At 65.7% G+C, this 18,832-nt stretch carries 17 protein-coding genes; 14 read left to right on the forward strand and 3 right to left on the reverse strand.

Annotation, left to right across the window (positions count from 1 at the left end; translation table 11 throughout):
• Positions 1-39: 39 nt before the first annotated feature.
• Both ETC27_RS14420 and ETC27_RS14425 read left to right on the forward strand, forming a co-directional pair.
• Positions 40-1,074 carry a GlxA family transcriptional regulator gene (locus ETC27_RS14420; RefSeq protein WP_136255710.1) on the forward strand — a complete coding sequence of 345 codons (1,035 nt, stop codon included), beginning with the start codon at positions 40-42 and terminating at the stop codon, positions 1,072-1,074.
• 79 nt (positions 1,075-1,153) lie between these two features.
• Entirely contained in the window at positions 1,154-2,386 is a 1,233-nt protein-coding gene (locus ETC27_RS14425; protein WP_136255711.1) for a TauD/TfdA family dioxygenase, read from the forward strand.
• A 6-nt stretch (positions 2,387-2,392) separates the two neighbouring features.
• Here ETC27_RS14425 and ETC27_RS14430 read toward each other — a convergent pair whose 3' ends face one another.
• Complete coding sequence (locus ETC27_RS14430) at positions 2,393-3,397, reverse strand: GlxA family transcriptional regulator (protein WP_136255712.1); 1,005 nt, start codon at positions 3,395-3,397, stop codon at positions 2,393-2,395.
• A 178-nt stretch (positions 3,398-3,575) separates the two neighbouring features.
• Here ETC27_RS14430 and tmpA point away from each other — a divergent pair, with 178 nt between their 5' ends.
• From tmpA to ETC27_RS14475, 9 genes are all read left to right on the forward strand, one after another.
• A complete protein-coding gene (gene tmpA, locus ETC27_RS14435; protein WP_136255713.1) occupies positions 3,576-4,712 on the forward strand; it encodes a 2-trimethylaminoethylphosphonate dioxygenase in 1,137 nt (378 codons plus the stop codon).
• On the forward strand, positions 4,709-5,287 hold the full coding sequence (locus ETC27_RS14440) for an HD domain-containing protein (RefSeq protein WP_136255714.1): 579 nt from the start codon (positions 4,709-4,711) through the stop codon (positions 5,285-5,287). The genes tmpA and ETC27_RS14440 overlap by 4 nt, the downstream gene beginning before the upstream one ends.
• A gap of 180 nt (positions 5,288-5,467) precedes the next feature.
• Positions 5,468-6,409 carry a glycine betaine ABC transporter substrate-binding protein gene (locus ETC27_RS14445; RefSeq protein WP_136255715.1) on the forward strand — a complete coding sequence of 314 codons (942 nt, stop codon included), beginning with the start codon at positions 5,468-5,470 and terminating at the stop codon, positions 6,407-6,409.
• Positions 6,406-7,614, forward strand: a complete 1,209-nt coding sequence (locus tag ETC27_RS14450) for a pyridoxal phosphate-dependent aminotransferase (protein ID WP_276605703.1) — start codon at positions 6,406-6,408, stop codon at positions 7,612-7,614. The genes ETC27_RS14445 and ETC27_RS14450 overlap by 4 nt, the downstream gene beginning before the upstream one ends.
• A 7-nt stretch (positions 7,615-7,621) precedes the next feature.
• Positions 7,622-8,422 carry an amino acid ABC transporter ATP-binding protein gene (locus ETC27_RS14455; RefSeq protein WP_136255716.1) on the forward strand — a complete coding sequence of 267 codons (801 nt, stop codon included), beginning with the start codon at positions 7,622-7,624 and terminating at the stop codon, positions 8,420-8,422.
• 70 nt (positions 8,423-8,492) lie between these two features.
• A complete protein-coding gene (locus tag ETC27_RS14460; RefSeq protein WP_240724928.1) occupies positions 8,493-9,260 on the forward strand; it encodes a transporter substrate-binding domain-containing protein in 768 nt (255 codons plus the stop codon).
• Between the two features lie 84 nt (positions 9,261-9,344).
• Entirely contained in the window at positions 9,345-10,058 is a 714-nt protein-coding gene (locus tag ETC27_RS14465) for an ABC transporter permease (RefSeq protein WP_136255717.1), read from the forward strand.
• A 1-nt stretch (position 10,059) separates the two neighbouring features.
• Positions 10,060-10,830, forward strand: a complete 771-nt coding sequence (locus tag ETC27_RS14470; RefSeq protein ID WP_136255718.1) for an ABC transporter permease — start codon at positions 10,060-10,062, stop codon at positions 10,828-10,830.
• A 512-nt stretch (positions 10,831-11,342) separates the two neighbouring features.
• Positions 11,343-11,906, forward strand: coding sequence for a hypothetical protein (locus tag ETC27_RS14475; protein ID WP_136255719.1), 564 nt, complete (start codon positions 11,343-11,345; stop codon positions 11,904-11,906).
• A gap of 216 nt (positions 11,907-12,122) precedes the next feature.
• Here ETC27_RS14475 and ETC27_RS14480 read toward each other — a convergent pair whose 3' ends face one another.
• Positions 12,123-13,100, reverse strand: coding sequence for a GlxA family transcriptional regulator (locus ETC27_RS14480; RefSeq protein WP_136255760.1), 978 nt, complete (start codon positions 13,098-13,100; stop codon positions 12,123-12,125).
• Between the two features lie 207 nt (positions 13,101-13,307).
• On the opposite strand from ETC27_RS14480, the gene ETC27_RS14485 reads away from it, so the two are divergent.
• Genes ETC27_RS14485 through iadA form a run of 3 tightly spaced genes read left to right on the forward strand, consistent with a single transcriptional unit; the run spans position 13,308 to position 17,994 of the window.
• Positions 13,308-14,156 (forward strand): cyanophycinase, encoded by an 849-nt coding sequence (locus tag ETC27_RS14485; RefSeq protein ID WP_136255720.1) that lies wholly within the window; start codon positions 13,308-13,310, stop codon positions 14,154-14,156.
• Positions 14,153-16,831, forward strand: a complete 2,679-nt coding sequence (cphA, locus tag ETC27_RS14490) for a cyanophycin synthetase (RefSeq protein ID WP_136255721.1) — start codon at positions 14,153-14,155, stop codon at positions 16,829-16,831. Before ETC27_RS14485 ends, cphA begins: the two co-directional genes overlap by 4 nt.
• Complete coding sequence (gene iadA / locus ETC27_RS14495) at positions 16,825-17,994, forward strand: beta-aspartyl-peptidase (protein WP_136255722.1); 1,170 nt, start codon at positions 16,825-16,827, stop codon at positions 17,992-17,994. The genes cphA and iadA overlap by 7 nt, the downstream gene beginning before the upstream one ends.
• A 37-nt stretch (positions 17,995-18,031) precedes the next feature.
• Here iadA and ETC27_RS14500 read toward each other — a convergent pair whose 3' ends face one another.
• Positions 18,032-18,793 carry a sulfite exporter TauE/SafE family protein gene (locus ETC27_RS14500; protein ID WP_136255723.1) on the reverse strand — a complete coding sequence of 254 codons (762 nt, stop codon included), beginning with the start codon at positions 18,791-18,793 and terminating at the stop codon, positions 18,032-18,034.
• Positions 18,794-18,832 lie beyond the last annotated feature (39 nt).

Raw genomic sequence — 18,832 nt, forward strand, 5'->3', positions numbered from 1 at the left:
CTCGTCGGCACTTCGAGCGCCCAGGCGAACTCCTCCTCCATGCGACTGACCCCCAACGTGCCCAGCCCCGAGCGTATCGGCTTCCTGCTGTTGCCGCGCTTCGCCATGGTGGCCTTCTTCTCGGCCATCGAACCGCTGCGTATCGCCAACCGCATCAGCGGCCGTACGCTCTTCGAGTGGGACGTCATCAGCCGCAACGGCGGTCCGGTGACGGCCTCCAACGCCATGGCGCTCGACGCCGATCATGGCATCGAGGATGCCCCGCTGACGCCGAGCCTGGCGGTCTGCTCAAGCTTCGCCCCCGATGATGCCATCGATGACGCCCTGCTCGCCTGGCTGCGCGAGCGCGCCACCGCGGGCTGCGTGCTCGGCGGCATGGATACCGGCTGCGTGGTGCTGGCTGCCGCCGGCCTGCTCGATGAGCAGACCGTGACCCTGCACTGGGAGTCGCTGTCCGAGTTTCAGGCCCGCTTCCCGCGAGTCGATGCCGTGGAATCCCTCTACGAGGTGACGCCCGAGGGCTTCTCCTGTGCCGGCGGCAGCTCGGCCATCGACATGAGCCTCGACCTGATCCGCCGCCGCCACGGCGACGACCTCGCCGAGCGAGTCCGCCACCAGCTGCTCCACGATCAAGGACGCCGGCCGGCCAGCCGCCAGCGCGAACCGCTCATGCCCGAAGACCCGCTGCTGACCCGCGCCATCGCCCTGATGGAGGCCAACCTCGAGACGCCGCTCGGCATCGGGGATCTCGCCGAGGCGCTTGACCTCTCGTGGCGGCGGCTGGAACGGCTCTTCGTGCGCCAGCTAGGCACCTCGCCACAGCGTACCTATATGGCGCGCCGTCTGGATCATGCCCACCGGCTGCTGCGAGAAACCCGCCACAGCGTCATGGAGGTCGCGCTGGCCTGCGGCTTCGGCTCGGCCTCGAGCTTCACCCGCGCCTTTCGCCGCCATCACGGCCTGACGCCCAGCGAGCTGCGCAGGCGGCCATCGGCTGCTGCTACTGGTCCGTTCTCGAATCACGAACTGTCGAGCCACGAACTGTCGAGTCGCGAACCGTCGAATCGTGCATAGTCGGCGTCGAATCCAGACGCTCCCTCTGCCGCCTGCCTTGGCATCCTAGCGACCATCCACTCGCTGCCGAGGAAGCCCCATGACAGACCTGCCGATCACCCCCGATTACGACGCCTGGCCCATCGACGTCGCCCTCGACGCCGTATCTTTCTCGCCGCGCCTCTTGACCGTGCACTGGCAGGACGGCCGCGTCAGCCGCTATCACAGCATCTGGCTGCGCGAGAACGCCGCCGACGACACCACCATCAACCCGGCGACCCGCGAGCGCATCCTGGACCTTTCCAGCCTGCCGGCCTGGCCGGAGATCGCGGCCGCCGAGATCGACGCCGCCGGCGCGCTCTGCGTGACCTTCGCCCCGGAGGACCGTCGCCTGCGCTTCCATCCCGGCTGGCTGCGCGCCAACGACTATGACAACCACAATGACAACGCCAGCGACCCCGAGGCGCCGCTGGTGCCGGTGACGACCTGGCAGGGCGGCCCGGACTCAGGCCCCGACACCCTCGATGCCACGGGCCTACTCGACACCGCGCCCGACGGCGAGGCGGAAGAGGCGATCCTCGCCCCGGCACTCAAGAGCGTGCTCGGCAAGGGCCTGGTGCGGCTGCGCGGCCTGCCCATCGCGCCTGGCTCGCTCGCGGCCATCGCCCGGCGCATAGGTCCGGTGAGGCCCACCAACTTCGGTGAGCTGTTCGACGTCAAGGCCAAGCCGGACCCGGACTCCAACGCCTATACGTCGATCGCACTGCCGCCCCACGTCGACTTGCCGACCCGCGAGTACCACCCCGGCCTGCAGATGCTGCACTGCCTGGAAAACAGCGTGGCAGGCGGCCAGGCGGTGATGCTTGACGGATTCGCCATCGCCGAGGCGCTGCGCGACCACTATCCACAGGCCTTCGCGACGCTGATCCGCGTGCGCTGGCGCTACGCCAACACCGCCAAGATCACCGACTATGTCTGGCACGAACCGATGATCCGCCTCGACGCCCGAGGCGAGCTTTTGGAGGTGCGCATCGCCGACTTCCTCCGCGGCCCGCTGGATGCCCCCTTCGAGGACATCGAGCCGGCCTATGAAGCGCTGATGACCCTGCAGCAGCTGCTGCGCGACCCGGCCTTCGCGATCCGCTTCACCTATCGTCCCGGCGACCTGGTGATCTTCGACAACCGTCGCCTGCTGCACGCCCGGGACGCCTTCGAGGGCCAGAGCGGCCATCGCTGGCTGCAGGGCTGCTACATGGAGCGCGACGAGATCCGCTCCCGCTACCGCATGATCCAGCGCGCCCGTCGGCGCCGCCAGATCACCGCGGAGACCTGAGGCGGCTCAGCCCGGCCCCCGAGCCGCCGTGTCTCTCGGCGTCTCGCTAAAACGCGCGCGATAGGCGCGGGAAAAGTGCGCCAGGTGCTGAAAACCGGAGGCCATCGCCGCCTCGGTGACCCGGCAATGACTACCGGCAAGCAGGCGCTGAGCCCGATCCAGGCGCATGCCCAGGTAGCACCCCTTAGGTGTCTCGCCAAAGTGGGCCAGGAACAACCGGGTGAGCTGACGCTGGGACTGGCCCGCCATCCTGCAGATCTCGGGAATCGGCAGCGCCTGGGCAAGGTTGGCCTCCATCGTCGCCAAGCTCCGGACCACGCTACGCGGCAACCCCGCATAGCGCACCTGGCGCTCATCCTCGTCCGAGGCCTCATGACGATGGTGTACCAACTGGCGACCCACGGCATCGGCCAGCGCCGGGCCGTAGTCGCGGGCGATGCGATCCAGCATCATGTCGATGCCGGTGGTGCCGCCGGCCCCAGTCTGGCGCAAGCCATCCGACTCGTAGCGCTCACCGCTGACTCGCAGCTGGGGGAACTCGCGGCGAAAGGCCGGCACGCTCTCCCAGTGCAGTGCCACCCGATACCCTTCCAGCACCCCGGCCCGCGCCAGGATGAAGGGGGCCGTATCCAGTCCCCCCAGCCAGCCGCCATGGGCGGCCACTCGACGCAACACAGCGCGGTCCCGCGCCGTCACTTCCGCCTCCGCCTCGTAGGACGACACCACCATCAGGTGGGCAGCGTCGGGTACCGCCGCCAGCTCGCCGTCGACCTCGATGCAGACGCCATTACTGGCCACCACGCCTTCGCCATCCGCCGAGCGCAACCGCCACGCAAAGAGGTCGCGACCGAACCGATTGGCGACCCGCAACGGCTCCAGCATGCAGAACAGGGTCAGCATCGAGAACTTGGGGACCAGCCAGACGTCCAGGGTGTGCTCGGCCTGGTCGGGCGACAGCAGCGGGGGCGAATCCGGGCGCGGATAAGGCCAAACCTCGTGTGAATCCTGCATGGTGGCTTAAAAGATCAACTTTATGGCGAATTTATTCAAATCTTAGTGCCAAGCTGCCAGTAGGGTAAAGCGAGTCATGGTCATCGGCGCCGCTGACCCTGACCGAACGCCACCCAAGGACAACGCCCCTGGAGCCTGTCGGACACAGGCTCTCTGCTTCATCCGGAGATTCATCGCCATGACCACAAGCGCCAAGGCAAGGCTGTCCCCCGACGGCCAGCGCCTGCTCCTCGACATCGATACCCAGTCCCGCGAGTTCGCGGCCCTGTGGCTGAGGGAGCGGGCCCCCGACGCCGAGACGCTGGACCCGCTCACCGGTCAGCGCCTGATCGAGGCCGCCGAGCTGCCTCTCGACCTGACCCTGGAACAGGTCGAGCTCGTCGATGACGCCCTGGCGCTGCGCTTCAGCGATGGCCATCGCGCCCACTTTCCGCTGGACGCCCTGCGCGCCGACGCCACCGACAGCAACCGGGTGGCCCCGGGCCGCCAGTTGTGGGATGCCAGCCTGTCCGAGCCACCCCGCGCCGACTGCACCGCGGCCATCGAGGACGATGCTGCCCTGCTCGAGATGCTTGAGCAGTTACACCGCTACGGCTTCGTGCTGGTCGACGGCGTGCCCACCGAGGAGGATGGCATGCAGGCGCTGATGGCCCGTGTCGGGCCTTTACGCCGCACCAATTGGGGCGGCATCGCCGACGTCAAATCGGTGGCCAATGCCTATGACCTGACCATGACCCAACGCGGCCTGGAGCCACATACCGACAACCCCTATCGCGACCCCATTCCTGGCTATATCTGGCTGCATTGCCTGACCAATGCCGCCGATGGCGGTGACAGCACCCTGGCCGACGGCTACCGGGCGGCTCAACTGCTTCGCGAACGCGACCCGACCGCCTTCGACTGCCTGACCCAGGTCTACCCGGGCTTTCGCTACCGCGACGAGACCACCTGGCTGGAAAGCGAGGGGCCGCTGATCGAGCTCGATAGTCAGGGACGCATCTTCCGCGTGCGCTACAGCAACCGCACCGAGCGCGTCAGAGCCCTGCCCGCCGCGCAACTGGCCCGCTACTACGCCGCCCGCCGCGCCTTCTTCGAGTTGATCACCTCTGACGAGCTGACACTGCACCTCAAACTCGACCCGGGCCAGATGCTGATCATGGACAACTACCGCCTACTGCATGGCCGCTGCGCCTTTGCGCTGGCCGGCGGCGTACGCCATCTACGTCAGGGCTACGTGGACCGGGACAGCACCGCCAGCCGCCGCCTGGTGCTTCGCCAACAACTGGCGGACACCACCAACGAGGAAATCGCATGATAAAGGCCAACTTCCGTCATTTCGGCGAGGCAAGCCGCGACGACTGGGCGCTGATCGACGCGCGCTTCCGCGATTACGTCGCCGATGCCCCGCGTCGGGTGCTCGAGCATCTGGATCGCCTGGCCGGCGACACCCACGGCTATCCAGTGGATCGCTTCGAACACTGCCTGCAGACCGCCACCCGCGCCCTGCGCGACGGCGCCGACGAGGAGATGGTGGTCTGTGCCCTGCTTCACGACATCGGTGACGACCTGGCCCCGGCCCACCATGCAGAAATTGCCGCGGGTATCCTCGAGCCCTTCATCGATCCGCTCAACGCCTGGATGATCCGCCACCACGAGCTCTTCCAGGGCTATCACTACCGCCATTACTTCGGCCTTGATCCCCACGCCCGGGAGCGGTTCGCGGACCATCCGGCCTACGCGCGTACGGTGCGCTTCTGCGATGAGTGGGACCAGGCCAGCTTCGACCCGGACTACGACACCCTGCCGCTCGCACACTTCGTGCCGATGGTGGAGCGCGTGCTGGGACGGCCCCCCTTCGGTGGCCTGCCGCCGATCCTGGAGAAGGCATAGATAAAGCGCCATGAAGAAACGGCTGTAACTGGCGACCGCAGACAAGCAACCGCTTGCTGGCCGACGCCATAGCCTTTGCTCAACGATATCAATGGCACGGCCTGAACGAAGACGCCATGACATCACCACTTTTTTGGCTGGTCCCGCTGACTAGCCCCCGTGACAAGGAGACATCTGCGAATGAAGACGCTGTACAAGACCCTGACCCTGTTGACCGGTCTGGCCCTGGCAAGCCCGCTGCTGGCGGCTGAGACTGATCAGGACGACACCCTCCGCCTCGTGGTGCCGCCCTGGCCGGGCGTGACCGTCAAAAGCGAGATTCTCGCGCAGCTCATCGAGCCGCTGGGATATACCACCGACGCCCAGGAACTCAGCTCGACCGTGGGCTACAACACCCTGCAGACCGGCGACAGCGATGCCTTCCTAGCAGGCTGGCTGCCCGCCCAGCAGGAAAGCTACGATGTCGCCATGCAGGCCGGCGCCATCCTCGATCTTGGCAATAACGTCAACGGTGCCCGCATGGGCTTCGCCGTGCCGGGCTATGTCTACGAGGCGGGCATCACCAGCGCCAAGCAACTGGCCGACCCCGAGGTGGCAGAGCGCTTCGGCAACCGCATCTTCAGCATCGAGAGTGGCTCCACGATCACCGATATGCTCGATGGCGCCATCAGCGCCAATACCTACGGTCTTGGCGACTGGGATATCGCCGCTTCCTCGACGCCGGGCATGCTGTCCATGGTCAAAGGCGCCGTGGCAGAAGAGAAATGGGTGCTGTACTACGGCTGGACGCCACACTGGATGGTGCCGGAATACGACACCCGCATCCTCGACGATCCGCAAAGCGTCTTCGGCCCCGACAACGGCCGCAGCGACGTCAAGACCATCGTCGCCAAGGCCTATGCCGAGGCCAACCCCAACCTCACCCAGCTACTCGACCAGTTCGTGTTCTCGGCCGATGAGCAAAGCGAGTTCATCAGCGCCTTCAGTCTGCAGGAACGCGAGCTCGACGCCGTGGCCCATGACTGGCTGTCCACTCATCCCGAGCGCGTGGCCGCCTTCCTCGAGGGCGTCGAGACCCGTGACGGCAACGATGCCCTGACGGCGGTGGAGGCCAGTCTATGACGACCATGCGCTTCTCCCGCCTGACCGAGCGTATCGCCGGCGAGGGCGCCGCCGCCTGGGATATCCACAACCGGGCCCTGGCGCGCAAGGCCGCCGGCGAAGACATCACGGTGCTGTCGGTGGGCGACCCGGACTTCGCCACCCCGGCACCGATCGTCGAGAGCGCGGTGGCTAGCCTGCGCGGTGGCGCCACGCATTATCCCGACGTTCAGGGCAAGCAGGGCCTGCGCGAGGCCATCGCCGCGCGGTATCGCGCCCACGGGGTGAATGCCACACCGGACCAGCTGATCGTCATGGCGGGCGCCCAGTGCGGCCTCTACGCCGCCGCCCAGTGCCTGCTCGATCCCGACGACGAGGTGATCGTCCCCGAGCCAAGCTACGTCACCTATGAAGCCGTGCTGCGCTCCACCGGCGCTCGCATGGTGCGCATCCCGCTGCACGGCGACGACGACTTTCGCCTGGGCGTCGCCGACATCGAGGCCGCGATCACCCCGCGCACCCGGGCGATCATGCTCAACAGCCCCCACAACCCCACCGGTCAGCTGATCGACGCCAAATCCTGGGCCGCCATTGCCGCGCTGTGCCACCGCCATGATCTGTGGCTGATCTCCGATGAGGTCTACGCCGAGCTGGTCTTCGAAGGCGAGCACATCTGCGCCGCGAGCCTGCCCGTCATGGCCGACCGCACCGTGGTCATCGACAGCCTTTCCAAGTCCCATGCCATGACCGGCTGGCGGCTGGGCTGGGTGCTCGGCCCGCAGGCGCTGATCGAGCATATGGCCAACCTGGCGCTTTGCATGCTCTATGGCTGCCCGGAGTTCATCCAGGACGCCGCTCGCGATGCCCTCAGTCAGGACCTGCCCGAGCGCGCGGTGATGCACGAGACCTACCGGGCGCGCCGCGACGCCGTCTGTACCGCACTCGCCGCCTGCGCGGCCATCAAGGTCATCAAACCGGCCGCGGGCATGTTCCTGATGATCGACGTGCGCGCCACCGGGCTTTCTTCCCAGGCCTTCGCCGACCGCCTGCTTGATGAGCAGGGCGTGTCGGTGCTGTCCGGGGAGGCCTTCGGCCCCTCCGCTGCCGGCTTCGTGCGCCTGAGCCTGACTGTGGACGAAGATCGTCTGCGCATGGCCAGCAAGCGGCTGGCGCGCTGCGCCGAAGCGGCACACGAAGATGCTGCTGCCCTTTCCCCTGCAGAGTGAATCGCCTATGACATCATCGCTACACGTCACTCCGTCAGCCTCTGACACCCTCGCCGTAGAGGCCCGCCACCTCGTCAAGCGCTATGGCGATCTCGAGGTGCTGCGCGACGTCTCCCTCGAGGTCCCCGAGGGCAGCGTCACCTCGATCATTGGCGCCAGCGGCTCGGGCAAGAGCACCCTGCTGCGCTGCCTCAACCTGCTGGAGCGCCCTAACCTCGGCGAACTGGCGATTGCCGATGAAGCCATTCGCTTCGACCGCAACCCCCAGGGCGACGTCGTCGGCCTCGACAGGCGCCAGCTGCAGCGCCTGCGCGCCAAGGTCAGCATGGTCTTCCAGCAGTTCAATCTCTGGCCCCACTTCACGGTGCTTGGCAACGTCACCGAGGCCCCGATGCGGGTGAAGGGCCTTTCCCGGCGCCGCGCCAACGCCCTCGCCGAACACTACCTGGAGCGGGTCGGCATGGCCGACAAGCGCGACAGCTATCCGGCCTATCTTTCCGGCGGCCAGCAGCAGCGGGTGGCGATCGCCCGCGCGCTGGCCATGGAGCCCCGGCTTCTGCTGTTCGATGAGCCGACCTCGGCGCTGGACCCGGAACGGGTCAGCGAGGTCCTCAGCGTCATCCGCGGCCTGGCCGACGAAGGACGCACCATGGTGCTGGTGACGCATGAGATGGCCTTCGCCCGCGATGTCTCCGACCAGGTGATCTTCCTCGATCGCGGCGTCGTCGGCGTGGCCGGCACCCCACACGACGTCTTCGAGGACAGTGACCACGAACGTTGCCGTCACTTCGTGGCACCGGCCGTCTGATGACGCCGGCCCCCTAAGCACGACCCAAGCGTGACAACACAAGAGCTAGATAACAGCCAAGGAGAGCACGATGAAATACCCCCTGATGATGACCGCCGCCGCCCTGACGATGGGCCTGAGCCTGACGACCCAGGCCGCGGAGCCGCTAAAGATCGGCATTTCTGCCGAGCCCTACCCGCCCTTCACCTATACCTCCTCCGAGGGCGAGTGGACCGGCTTCGAGGTCGAGCTGGGCATGGCCATCTGTGAGGCCATGGACGTCACATGTGAGGTCACCCCCACCGGCTGGAGCGGCATCATTCCGTCGCTGAAGGCCGGTCGCATCGACATGATCATGAACTCGATGTCGATCACCGAGGCTCGCCAGCGAGTCATCGACTTCAGCGCGCCCTACTACTTCACCCCGGGCGCTTTCGTGGCCGCTGACGATCTCGCTCTCGAGGTACCGCAGGGCCTGAACGGCCTGGTGCTGGGCGTGCAGTCCGCCACCACCAACGCCACCTATGCCCGTCGTGCCCTGCGCGACAGCGTGGGCGACATTCGCCTCTACGATCAGGCCGAACAGGTCAACCGTGACCTGCTGGCCGGCCGCCTGGACGTGATCCTGGCCGACGAGATCGCCATGACCGAGTTCCTGGAGCGCGACGAGGCCGAAGGCTACGCGATCAAGGCCACCGCCCCGCGCCACGAGGCCTACGGCGAAGGCGTGGGCATCGGCATCCGCAAGGGCGACGACGCCCTGAAGACGAAGATCGATGCGGCCATCGGCCAGGTCCGTGAAGACGGCACCTGCAGCACTCTGTCCGAGGAATACTTCGGCACCGACATCTGCACCTGATCCCGGTCCTCGACGACGTTCGCCCGGCAGGTGGCCATTGCCGCCTGCCGGCCTCGCCCTGTCTCATCAAGGACGCGATACACCATGAACACGGTTTCCCAAGAGGGGCTGCTCGACTGGGCCGGCCCCATTCTCCAGGGTGCCCTGACGACCCTCGAGATCGCCGTACTGGCCTATGCCATCGGCTTGATGCTGGGGCTGGTTGGCGCCAGCGCGCGCTTGAGTCCCTGGGCCCCACTGCGAGGCCTGGCCACCGCCTACTCGACGGCGGTGCGCGCCGTCCCTGAGCTGCTGCTGATCATCCTGCTCTACTACGCCGGCTCCCAGGCGCTCACCGCCCTGACCAACGCCATGGGACTACCCGGCCAGATCGCCATAAACGGCTTCGTCACCGCCGTGGGCGTGCTGGCCTTCGTCCAGGGCGCCTACATGACCGAGGTGCTGCGCGGCGCCATCCTGGCCATCCCCAAGGGCCAGCTCGAGGCCGCCGACGCCTTCGGCTTCTCCACCTGGGCGCGCTTTCACCGCATCGTGATTCCCGCCATGCTGCCCAACGCCCTGCCCGGCATGTCCAACCTGTGGCTGATCCTGATCAAGGACACCGCCCTGATCAGCGTCATCGGCTTCAGTGAGCTGTTCTTCACCATTCAGCAGGCCGCCGCCAGCACCCGCGCCCATTTCCTGTTCTACGCCGCCGCCGGCGTCATCTACCTGCTGATGACCCTGACCTCCACCGCGCTCTTCGCGCGCCTGGAGCGCTACGTACGCCGTGGCCAGCCCATATCCGAGGAGGCCTGAGATGGACTTTTCCTGGCTCGCCGATCCCTTCTATCAGGCGTACCTGCTCGAAGGCTTCGTCAACACCCTGTGGCTGGTCGCGGTCTCGGCGGTGGGCGGCCTGATCCTGGCCGTGGCCGTCGCCCTGGCACGGCTCAAGGGGCCGCGTCCGCTGGCCTGGCTGGCCCATGGCTTTACGACCGTGATACGCGGCACGCCGCTGCTGGTGCAGCTGTTCTTCTTCTACTACGGCGTCGGCCGCCTGCTGGAAGGCATCCCCGGGGTGCAGGACAGCCTCATCTGGCCGATCCTGCGTGATCCCTTCTTCTACGGCGCCCTGACCTTCATCCTGAGCGTTGGCGCCTACTCCGGCGAAGTGCTGCGCGGCGCCCTGCTCAGCGTGCCGCCCGGCGAGCGCGAGGCCGGCCGAGCCTTCGGCATGTCGCCCTTCCAGGTCTTCTTCCGGCTTTGGCTGCCCCGCGCCATCCAGCTATGCCTGCCGACACTGACCGGCGAGATGATCCTGCTGCTTAAATCCGTGCCGCTGGTCTCGACCATCGCGCTGATGGACCTGCTGCAGGCCGCCAATATCATTCGCGACGAGACCTTCCTGGTGTACGAGCCGCTGATGCTGATCGCCGGTATCTACCTCGCGATGACGATGGTGCTGACCGTCGTGCTGCGCCAGGTAGAGCGCCACTTCCCCGGCACGCAGCCGACGCGCCACCGCTGGCTGCCGATTCGCGGCCAAGCGCGCACCCCCAAGGTGCCGGATACACCGCATCACCGGTAATCGCCAGCTACTCCACCGCCCGGCACAGCGCCGGGCGGCGAGGGGCCCCTATCCCGAAGCGGTGATCGGCCAGGTCGCCGCCGACAACGCCTGAAACCAGCCAGCACCAGGCGTTACTCCCTGCCCCCGCCGCACTAGCCTTATAGCGGGTTCAGCACACCACTTCCTCGTAAGGCAATACTACCGTTAGCCGGCGAGGTTGTGTTGCGTCTGGGAATTCGCCAGTATCTTCTTATCAGTTAATCAAGCACGTACCGATAGACCAGACGACGGCGCTGAGTGCCTGCCACGTTTTTCCGCCACAGTCCTGGGGCGATATAAGCAGGATGATCCAGCAACATGCGCAAGCACGCGAACTCTGCACAGCTTGCAGCGCTAGAAAAATATCTAATTTATATCAATCGATTAGAAAAACTCCGGATGTGCTAGATAACATCCCTGAACACGCAGGCGCGTTCAAGTGACTAACTTAGCGTGAAATCTAATGTCTGTTCTTTGTAAGTGAGGTTTGTATGAGCGAAAAACTGGAGCCGTTCATACTGTTCCGAGAAAAAGCTGAAAAGCTTTTAGACAGTTCGTTTGCAAAAGAGATGGCAAAGCCTACAGGAGTAGATATTAGTTGGACTGATGAGGGCCAAATTGCTGGTCATCGAGGTCCAGGTCAGGAGTCTATCGACGCATATCTTTTAACCTTTAGGTTTTTCATCCTGGGAAACGAAAGCATTTCCTTTAAAAATATGGGAAAAAATTTCCATGAAGGGATTAATGATCAAGAGCTTTATAAAAAGTTTGAAGGGGTAAGAACAGCACTCAACCAGTTCCTAGACGGTGACTCGAGCTTCAACGTACAAGGAATGATCAGTAGGCGGCAGCTAATGGAAGTATTCATCTTTGGCGACCTTAGCCATGCTAATCATCGAGATAAAAGAAACCGCTACAAGTCTTGGATGGCTAACGAATTTATGGCCGAACTCATGAAGAATGAATTTAGGCTCATTATTGGGACGACGCTTATTGCCATCGCCCATGTTGACAAGCTGTGCAAAGAGGCAATTGATCGGCATGCGAATATATAACAAGGCAATCAACTACGCGCCGGTTATCGTGGCGTTAAAAACATTTGACTCAGATTCCTAGAATAACCGCAACACGTTGGACCATACGATAAAACAGGAGAGGCACCGGCACCTTTCCCGGCTCACAGTTCAAAGTAAGCTAGAGATCGGTGCAGCCCGCTCGAAAGACCGCCTCGTCCACGCCGATGGTAGTGAGGTTGAAAGGAGTCAGCCCACTCAGCCCCCGCGCACCTGGCGCGGGGTCTTGGCGAAGTGGTCCCGAAAGGCCCGCGAGAAGCTCGAGGCGCTGGTGAAGCCGCAGGCGAGCCCCACGGACAGGACATCCAGGTCGGTCTCGGCCAGTAGCTGGCGGGCACGCTCAAGGCGCAGCTGCAGGTACCACTGGCGCGGCGTGGCGCCCAGCTCCTGCTCGAAAAGACGCTGCAGCTGACGCGAGGAAATGCCGCTGCGCTCGGCCACTGCCGCGAGCGTCAGCGGGGTCTCCAGGTGGCGCTCCATCATCGCCACGGCATCGACCAAGTGCCGACGGTGGGTGCCCAGTCGCCGCGCCAGGGTCATGCGCTGCTGGTCGCGGCGGGTGCGCATGCGCTCGTGAATCAGCTGCTCGGAGACGTCGATGGCCAGTGCCTGGCCGTGACGCCGGGCAATCACCTCCAGCGCCATGTCCATGGCCGCGGCGCCTCCGGCACAGGAGAAACGCCGCGGGCCGAGTTCGAACAGCTCGTCGCTGGTGGCGATCGAGGGAAAGCGCTCGCGAAAGGCCGGCAGGCTCTCCCAGTGCAGGGTCACTCGCTCACCGTTCAGCAAGCCGGCCGTGGCCAATACGAAACAGCCGGTATCCAGCCCCCCGAGTACACATCCAGCCTGAGCCAGACGATTGAGCCAGCGCGTGATGGCGCGGCTCTGGTGTGCCTCGGGGTCGAAGCCGCTGCAGACCGCCAGCGCCGGGAGATGATGGACGGCATCGATGGCCTCGTCGGCGAGCAGCGTCATGCCGTTGGAGGCGGTCACCGGGCCGCCGTCCTCGCTTACCAGCGTCCAGTCGTAGAGCGGCCGGCCGCTGATGCGGTTGGCGATGCGCAGCGGCTCCACCGCCGAGAAGAAGGCCATCATCGAAAAGCGCGGCAACAGCAGGAAACCGAGGCGCTCGGGGCCGGAGCTCGGTGAAACAAGGCGTGAGGAATCGGGGCGCATGGCGATCAAGGGCTGGGCCGGTGAAGGGATGGGCGGACCGGGGCCCAACATGATGGCGGGCGATCCCCAGCGGGGCAAGCGATTGAGGGGGTGTGACGCCTCATGACGACTATGCTGAGTGAGACAGGTCGGCCTCTGAGGCATTGCCTTGGGTAGCTTCCCTGCTTCAGGGCTCTCTCAAAAGCGTCGCTGGGCGGCGAAAGGATCATGACCGTTTCTCTCGGCTCGGCATCCGGCCACTTGGTGGCCATCGGGGGGGCCGAAGACAGAACCTCGGAACTCGACATCCTCAAGCGGGTGTTCGCCCTGGCGCCCACGGATAACCAGGAGGTCGCGGTCATCGCCACGGCGAGCGGCATCCCCAAGCAGATCCTTCCTGATTACGAGGCGGCCTTCACACGCCTGGGCGCAAGCCGCGTCCATTCGCTGGACATCCAGGATCGCCAGCAAGCCGCTCACGCCGACACGGTGCAACGGATCGAGCAGAGTGGTGTGATCTTCTTCACCGGCGGCGACCAGCTACGCTTGACCAACGTGTTTGGCGGCACGCCCATCCTGCAGGCCGTCCGCGAGCGATTGGCGGCCGGGGCCGTGGTGGCAGGCACCAGTGCCGGTGCCGCGGCCATGCCCGGCACCATGATCTACAACGGCGCCGCCGCGGATGCTCTGCGCAAGGGCGCGGTCAACATGACCTTCGGGCTGGGGCTCGTCGAGGGGCTGATCATCGACAGCCATTTCTTGGAGCGCGGCCGCTTCACGCGCCTGATGGAGGTCGGCGCGAGCAACCCCGAACACCTGGGCGTGGGCATCGGCGAGGATGCCGGCGTGATCATCCATCCTCACGGCATTCTCGAGGCCATCGGCTCGGGGCACGTCATCCTCATCGACAGCCACGAGCTGGCCAGCTCCAACATCGCCGAACTGTCGATGGGTGAGCCAGTGGCCGTCGAGCACATGATCCTGCATGCCCTGGTCAGTGGCCACGGTTTCGATCTCAAGGCACGGCGCTACCTGGTCACAGATGAGCTGCGTGCCGCACTGGCCAACGCCCAATGAAGATTCTCGAGCATCGGGCCCTGCGCGGCCCCAACTACTACAGCCGCTACCTGAGCATCTTCATGCGCCTGGACATCGGCGAGCTGGAGCAGCGCCCCAGCGACACCGTGCCCGGTATCGTCGAGCGACTCACCGAGCTACTGCCGACCCTGCAGGAGCATCGCTGCTCAATCGGGCGCCCCGGCGGCTTTCTGGAGCGGCTGGCACGTGGCACCTGGGCCGGCCATGTGGTCGAGCATGTGGCACTTGAGCTGCAGAACCTGATCGGTTTCTCGGTGGGCTATGGCAAGACCATCGACAGCTACGAGACCGGGATCTACAACGTCGTCTATCGCTACCGGGACGAGGCCAGCGGCCTGGCAGCAGGCGTCGAAGCCGTCGAGCTGGTGAGCCGGCTGTTTCATGGCCTCGAGATCGATATTCAGGCGATCATCGCCCGGCTCAAGGTGGTACGCGATGCGCACATGCTGGGCCCGTCCACCGCTTCGATTATCGCGGCCGCCGCGCATCGGGGCATTCCCTACCTGCGCCTCAGCGACGACAGCAGCTATCTGCAGTTGGGCCATGGCCACCGCCAGCAGCGCATTCAGGCCACCGTGACCTGTCACACCGACCTGATCGGTTACAGCATTGCCGATGACAAGCAGTGGACCAAGCAGTTGCTCGGCGATGCCGGCATCCCGGTGCCCAAGGGCGAGGTCTGCTACACCGTCGATGAGGCCCTCGAGGTAGCGCATCACCTCGGCTATCCGCTGGCGGTGAAGCCGCTGGTCGGCAACCATGGCCGCGGCGTGAGCACCGAGGTCGAGGGTGATCAGGCCCTGCGGGACGCCTTCGAGATCGCCGCGCGTCACCACTCCTCGGTGATCGTCGAGCAATGCATCAAGGGCATGGATCATCGTCTGCTGGTCATCAACGGCCAGCTGGTGGCGGCCGCCCGGCGCCAGCCGGCGCATGTGATCGGCGATGGCAGCGCCACCCTGCAGATGCTGATCGAACGGGAAAACGCCGACCCACGCCGCGGCGTCGGCCATGAAAACCTGCTCACCCAGATCGACATCAACGAGCAGTCGCGACGGCTGCTCGACCAGCAGCAGCTGCGGCTCGAGAGCGTGATTGCCGCAGGCGAGATCGTCTACCTGAAACCCACGGCGAACCTGAGCACCGGGGGCACGGCCACCGATGTGACCGACGATGTCCACCCGGAGGTGCGCTATTCGGCGGAGCGCATCGCGCGCCTGATCGGTCTCGACATCATCGGCATCGACCTGCTCGCCGAGACCCTGAGCCGCCCCCTCGATGAGCAATCCGCGGCCGTGGTCGAGGTCAACGCCGGGCCCGGCTTTCGCATGCACCTCTCCCCCACCCACGGCCAGGGCCGCGATGTCGGTCAGCCGGTCATCGATATGCTGTTTCCGGAAAGCGACAGCGATGCGCGCATCCCCATCGTCGCGGTCACCGGCACCAACGGCAAGACGACCACGGTGCGCCTGCTCTCGCATCTTCTTCGCCAGGCGGGGCGCAAGGTGGGCATGGCCTGCACCGGGGCCATCGAGGTCGACAGCCACGTCATCATGCGTGGCGACTACAGTGGCCCCCAGGCGGCAGCCATTGTGCTGCGCGAACCGACGGTCGAGTGTGCCGTACTCGAGGTGGCACGAGGCGGCATCATGCGACGCGGGCTAGGCTTCGATGCTTGCGATGTCGGTGTACTGCTCAACATCGCAAGCGATCACCTGGGCGAGCATGACCTTCACACCCTCGATGAACTGGCACGCTGCAAGACGGTGGTGATCGATGCCGTGCGCCCTGAGGGCACCGCCGTACTCAACGCCGATGACCCGCGGGCGCTGGCCGCCCAGGAATGGTCGCGAGGCGACATTATCCTCTTCACCCTGAACCCCGACTCACGGGCCATCCGTCAGCATGTTCACGATCAGGGCGTGGCCTTCACCGTCTACCAAGACGACCTGGTGATGCGTCAGGGACGCGTCGAGGCCAAGCTTATTCCCGTTACCGAGGTGCCGATCACCTTCGAAGGCCATGCCCGCTTCAACGTCGCCAACGCCCTGGCAGCCAGCGCCGCGGCCTATGCCCTGGGGCTGTCGCTATCAGACATCCGCCTGGGCCTGAGCACCTTCCACCCCACACCCGGACAGAACCCCGGCCGCACCAACCTGATCGAGGCCGATGGCCTGAAGGTGCTGATCGACTACGGCCACAACGTGCCGGCCCTGGATGCCCTGACCGAGCTTGTCCGTGCGCTTCCGGCCGGGCGGCGCATCGGCGTGGCCAGCGCCCCGGGCAATCGCCGCGATGAAGATCTCTTCGAACTGGGCGCACGGCTGGCCGGGATGCTCGACGTGGCCATCCTCTGTGAGACCGACCCTCGTGGCCGACACCCGGGCGACGTCGCCGGGCTGCTGCGCGATGGCGCGGCCTCGATACCGGAGGCCTGTCACGTCGAAGTCGTCATGGATGAGCGGCAAGCCATCGACCGGGCCTTCGATGAGGCCGGCGATGGCGACCTGCTGGTACTGCTGATCGATGATGTCGAGGGCACCGTCGAGCGCCTCAAGGAGCGCCGGAGTAAGACGAACACCTCAGGCGATGCGCCTTCGGTCGAACAACACGCTGCCAATATTCACACGCCGCGAGGTGACCGCCCATGCTGACCGGCCTTCCTCCAGAGGCATCGCTGCTGACCCTGTTGCGCGTAGGCAGCATTCAGGCCCCCGAACTGCTCGAGGCCACCGACATCCTGATCGCCGATGGCCGCATCGCGGCGCTCGGGCGCGGCCTGGAGGTGCCTGCGGGCTGGCCGGTGCGGGTCGTCGAGGCGCCGAACCTGATCGCCGTACCCGCCTTCATCGACCAGCACGTGCACGTGACCGGTGGCGGCGGTGAAGGTGGCTGCGGTTCCCGCTGCCCGGAGATCAACGCCCGGGAGATCGCGGCCATGGGCATCGGCACCGTGGTCGGCGTGCTGGGCACCGACGGCATCAGCCGTTCGCCGGCGGACCTTTTGGCCAAGGTGCGCGGGCTGCGCGCCGACGGCATCGCCGCCTACATGTACACCGGGTCCTACCGCGTGCCGCCACCGACCCTCACCGGCGACCTGCAGCGCGACCTGGCCTGGATACCTGAGATCATCGGCCTGGGTGAAATCGCCATCTCGGATCACCGCTCGAGTCAGCCCCGGCAAGACGAGCTCGAGCGGCTGGTCAGCGAGGTTCGAGTCGGCGCCATGCTGGCCGGCAAGCGCGGCATCTGCCACTTCCATGTCGGCGATGGCGCTCGCGGGCTCGAGCCGCTGCGTCGCCTGCTCACCGAGACCGAGATTCCCGCCGAGCAGGTGATTCCCACCCATGTGAACCGCCATCGCGCCCTGCTCGAGGAGGCCGCCGACTACGCGCTGAGCTTCAAGGCCTGTGTGGATGTGACCGCCTTCGACGACGCTTGCGAGGATGACCTGAGCGGCTTCGGTGCCGTGGCGCGGCTGCTTGACCGCGGCATGCCGGTCGAGCGCATCACGATGAGCTCCGACTGCAATGGCAGCCTGCCCGAGTTCGACGCCCAAGGCGGCTATCTCGGCATGCGGGTGGCGCGCAACACCACCCTGATCGCCGACTGGCGACGCTTGGTACACGAGCAGGTGCTGGCGCTGGATGAGGCGCTGGGCGTGATCTCGGGCAACGTCGCCAGAGTGCTGGGGCTGCACGCCCATAAGGGCCGCCTGGCGGTGGGCTTCGATGCCGACGTGACCCTGCTCGACGCCACGCTCCAGCCGCAGCGGACCTATGTGGCGGGGCGCTGTGTCTATGCCCGAGACACCTAGGCCAAGGGGGCCCGCGCCGGGGGAAGGGTCTCTGCCGTTAGCTCATCAACCGCTCGACGCCGAGCCAGACCAGGCGCAGCGCCAGCAGGGTCAGCACCCACTTGAAGAGTCCATCGAAGCGCGCATCGCTGAGCCGCTTGAGCAGGCGCAGGCCCAGCCAGGTGCCGGCGAGCCCCGCCGCGATCATTGCCACCATCAGCCCCAACCAGTCGTGGAAGACGAAACCAGCCACGCCGAATACGAAGGCCTTGGTGAGATGCTGCAGGGTCATGCAGGCGGAGAAGGTCGCCACTCGCGCCATTCGCTCAGACTGGGAATGCTTGATAAAGGAGCCGACCAGCGGACCGCTGGCACCCACCAGGCTCGACAACAGGGTCGTCAATGCGCCGGCCAGCATGGTGCCAACGCGCCCCAGCGCGCGGGCCGGAGGCGCCGGCCCCCAGCAGGAAAACAGCACGAAGCCGGCGATGGTGAGCTCGAGCACACCCGAGGGCAGGCGAACCAGCAGCCAGGCGGCAAGCAAGGCGCCGAGTACCACCCCAGGGACAAAGGCGGCGATCACCCGGCGATCGATATGCCGCCACGTCAGGCTGGCGCGGCCGGCATTGGAGCCCAGTTGCACCATACCGTGAACCGGAATCAGCGCCGCTGCTGGCACCACCTGTGCCATGGCAATGATCAGGAGGGTGCCACCGCCGATGCCGGCACTCGCCGAGATCATCGAGGTCAATATCGAAAGCAAGACCAGGCCAAGGTTGAGCCAGGCAGGCAAGGGAGAAAGCAACTCGAGCAGGGGCATGATCGCCATCCGTTGGCCAATGACACACCACTATAGCAA

It is taken from the genome of Onishia niordana (genome assembly GCF_004798965.1).
Classification (GTDB): Bacteria; Pseudomonadota; Gammaproteobacteria; order Pseudomonadales; family Halomonadaceae; genus Onishia; species Onishia niordana.

What these genes read in the sequence shown, in the direction of transcription:
- ETC27_RS14420 (WP_136255710.1), top strand. Translation starts at nt 40, where the DNA reads ATGCGACTGACCCCCAACGTGCCCAGCCCCGAGCGTATCGGCTTCCTG.
- ETC27_RS14425 (WP_136255711.1), top strand. Translation starts at nt 1,154, where the DNA reads ATGACAGACCTGCCGATCACCCCCGATTACGACGCCTGGCCCATCGAC.
- ETC27_RS14430 (WP_136255712.1), bottom strand. Translation starts at nt 3,397, where the DNA reads ATGCAGGATTCACACGAGGTTTGGCCTTATCCGCGCCCGGATTCGCCC.
- tmpA (WP_136255713.1), top strand. Translation starts at nt 3,576, where the DNA reads ATGACCACAAGCGCCAAGGCAAGGCTGTCCCCCGACGGCCAGCGCCTG.
- ETC27_RS14440 (WP_136255714.1), top strand. Translation starts at nt 4,709, where the DNA reads ATGATAAAGGCCAACTTCCGTCATTTCGGCGAGGCAAGCCGCGACGAC.
- ETC27_RS14445 (WP_136255715.1), top strand. Translation starts at nt 5,468, where the DNA reads ATGAAGACGCTGTACAAGACCCTGACCCTGTTGACCGGTCTGGCCCTG.
- ETC27_RS14450 (WP_276605703.1), top strand. Translation starts at nt 6,406, where the DNA reads ATGACGACCATGCGCTTCTCCCGCCTGACCGAGCGTATCGCCGGCGAG.
- ETC27_RS14455 (WP_136255716.1), top strand. Translation starts at nt 7,622, where the DNA reads ATGACATCATCGCTACACGTCACTCCGTCAGCCTCTGACACCCTCGCC.
- ETC27_RS14460 (WP_240724928.1), top strand. Translation starts at nt 8,493, where the DNA reads ATGAAATACCCCCTGATGATGACCGCCGCCGCCCTGACGATGGGCCTG.
- ETC27_RS14465 (WP_136255717.1), top strand. Translation starts at nt 9,345, where the DNA reads ATGAACACGGTTTCCCAAGAGGGGCTGCTCGACTGGGCCGGCCCCATT.
- ETC27_RS14470 (WP_136255718.1), top strand. Translation starts at nt 10,060, where the DNA reads ATGGACTTTTCCTGGCTCGCCGATCCCTTCTATCAGGCGTACCTGCTC.
- ETC27_RS14475 (WP_136255719.1), top strand. Translation starts at nt 11,343, where the DNA reads ATGAGCGAAAAACTGGAGCCGTTCATACTGTTCCGAGAAAAAGCTGAA.
- ETC27_RS14480 (WP_136255760.1), bottom strand. Translation starts at nt 13,100, where the DNA reads ATGCGCCCCGATTCCTCACGCCTTGTTTCACCGAGCTCCGGCCCCGAG.
- ETC27_RS14485 (WP_136255720.1), top strand. Translation starts at nt 13,308, where the DNA reads ATGACCGTTTCTCTCGGCTCGGCATCCGGCCACTTGGTGGCCATCGGG.
- cphA (WP_136255721.1), top strand. Translation starts at nt 14,153, where the DNA reads ATGAAGATTCTCGAGCATCGGGCCCTGCGCGGCCCCAACTACTACAGC.
- iadA (WP_136255722.1), top strand. Translation starts at nt 16,825, where the DNA reads ATGCTGACCGGCCTTCCTCCAGAGGCATCGCTGCTGACCCTGTTGCGC.
- ETC27_RS14500 (WP_136255723.1), bottom strand. Translation starts at nt 18,793, where the DNA reads ATGCCCCTGCTCGAGTTGCTTTCTCCCTTGCCTGCCTGGCTCAACCTT.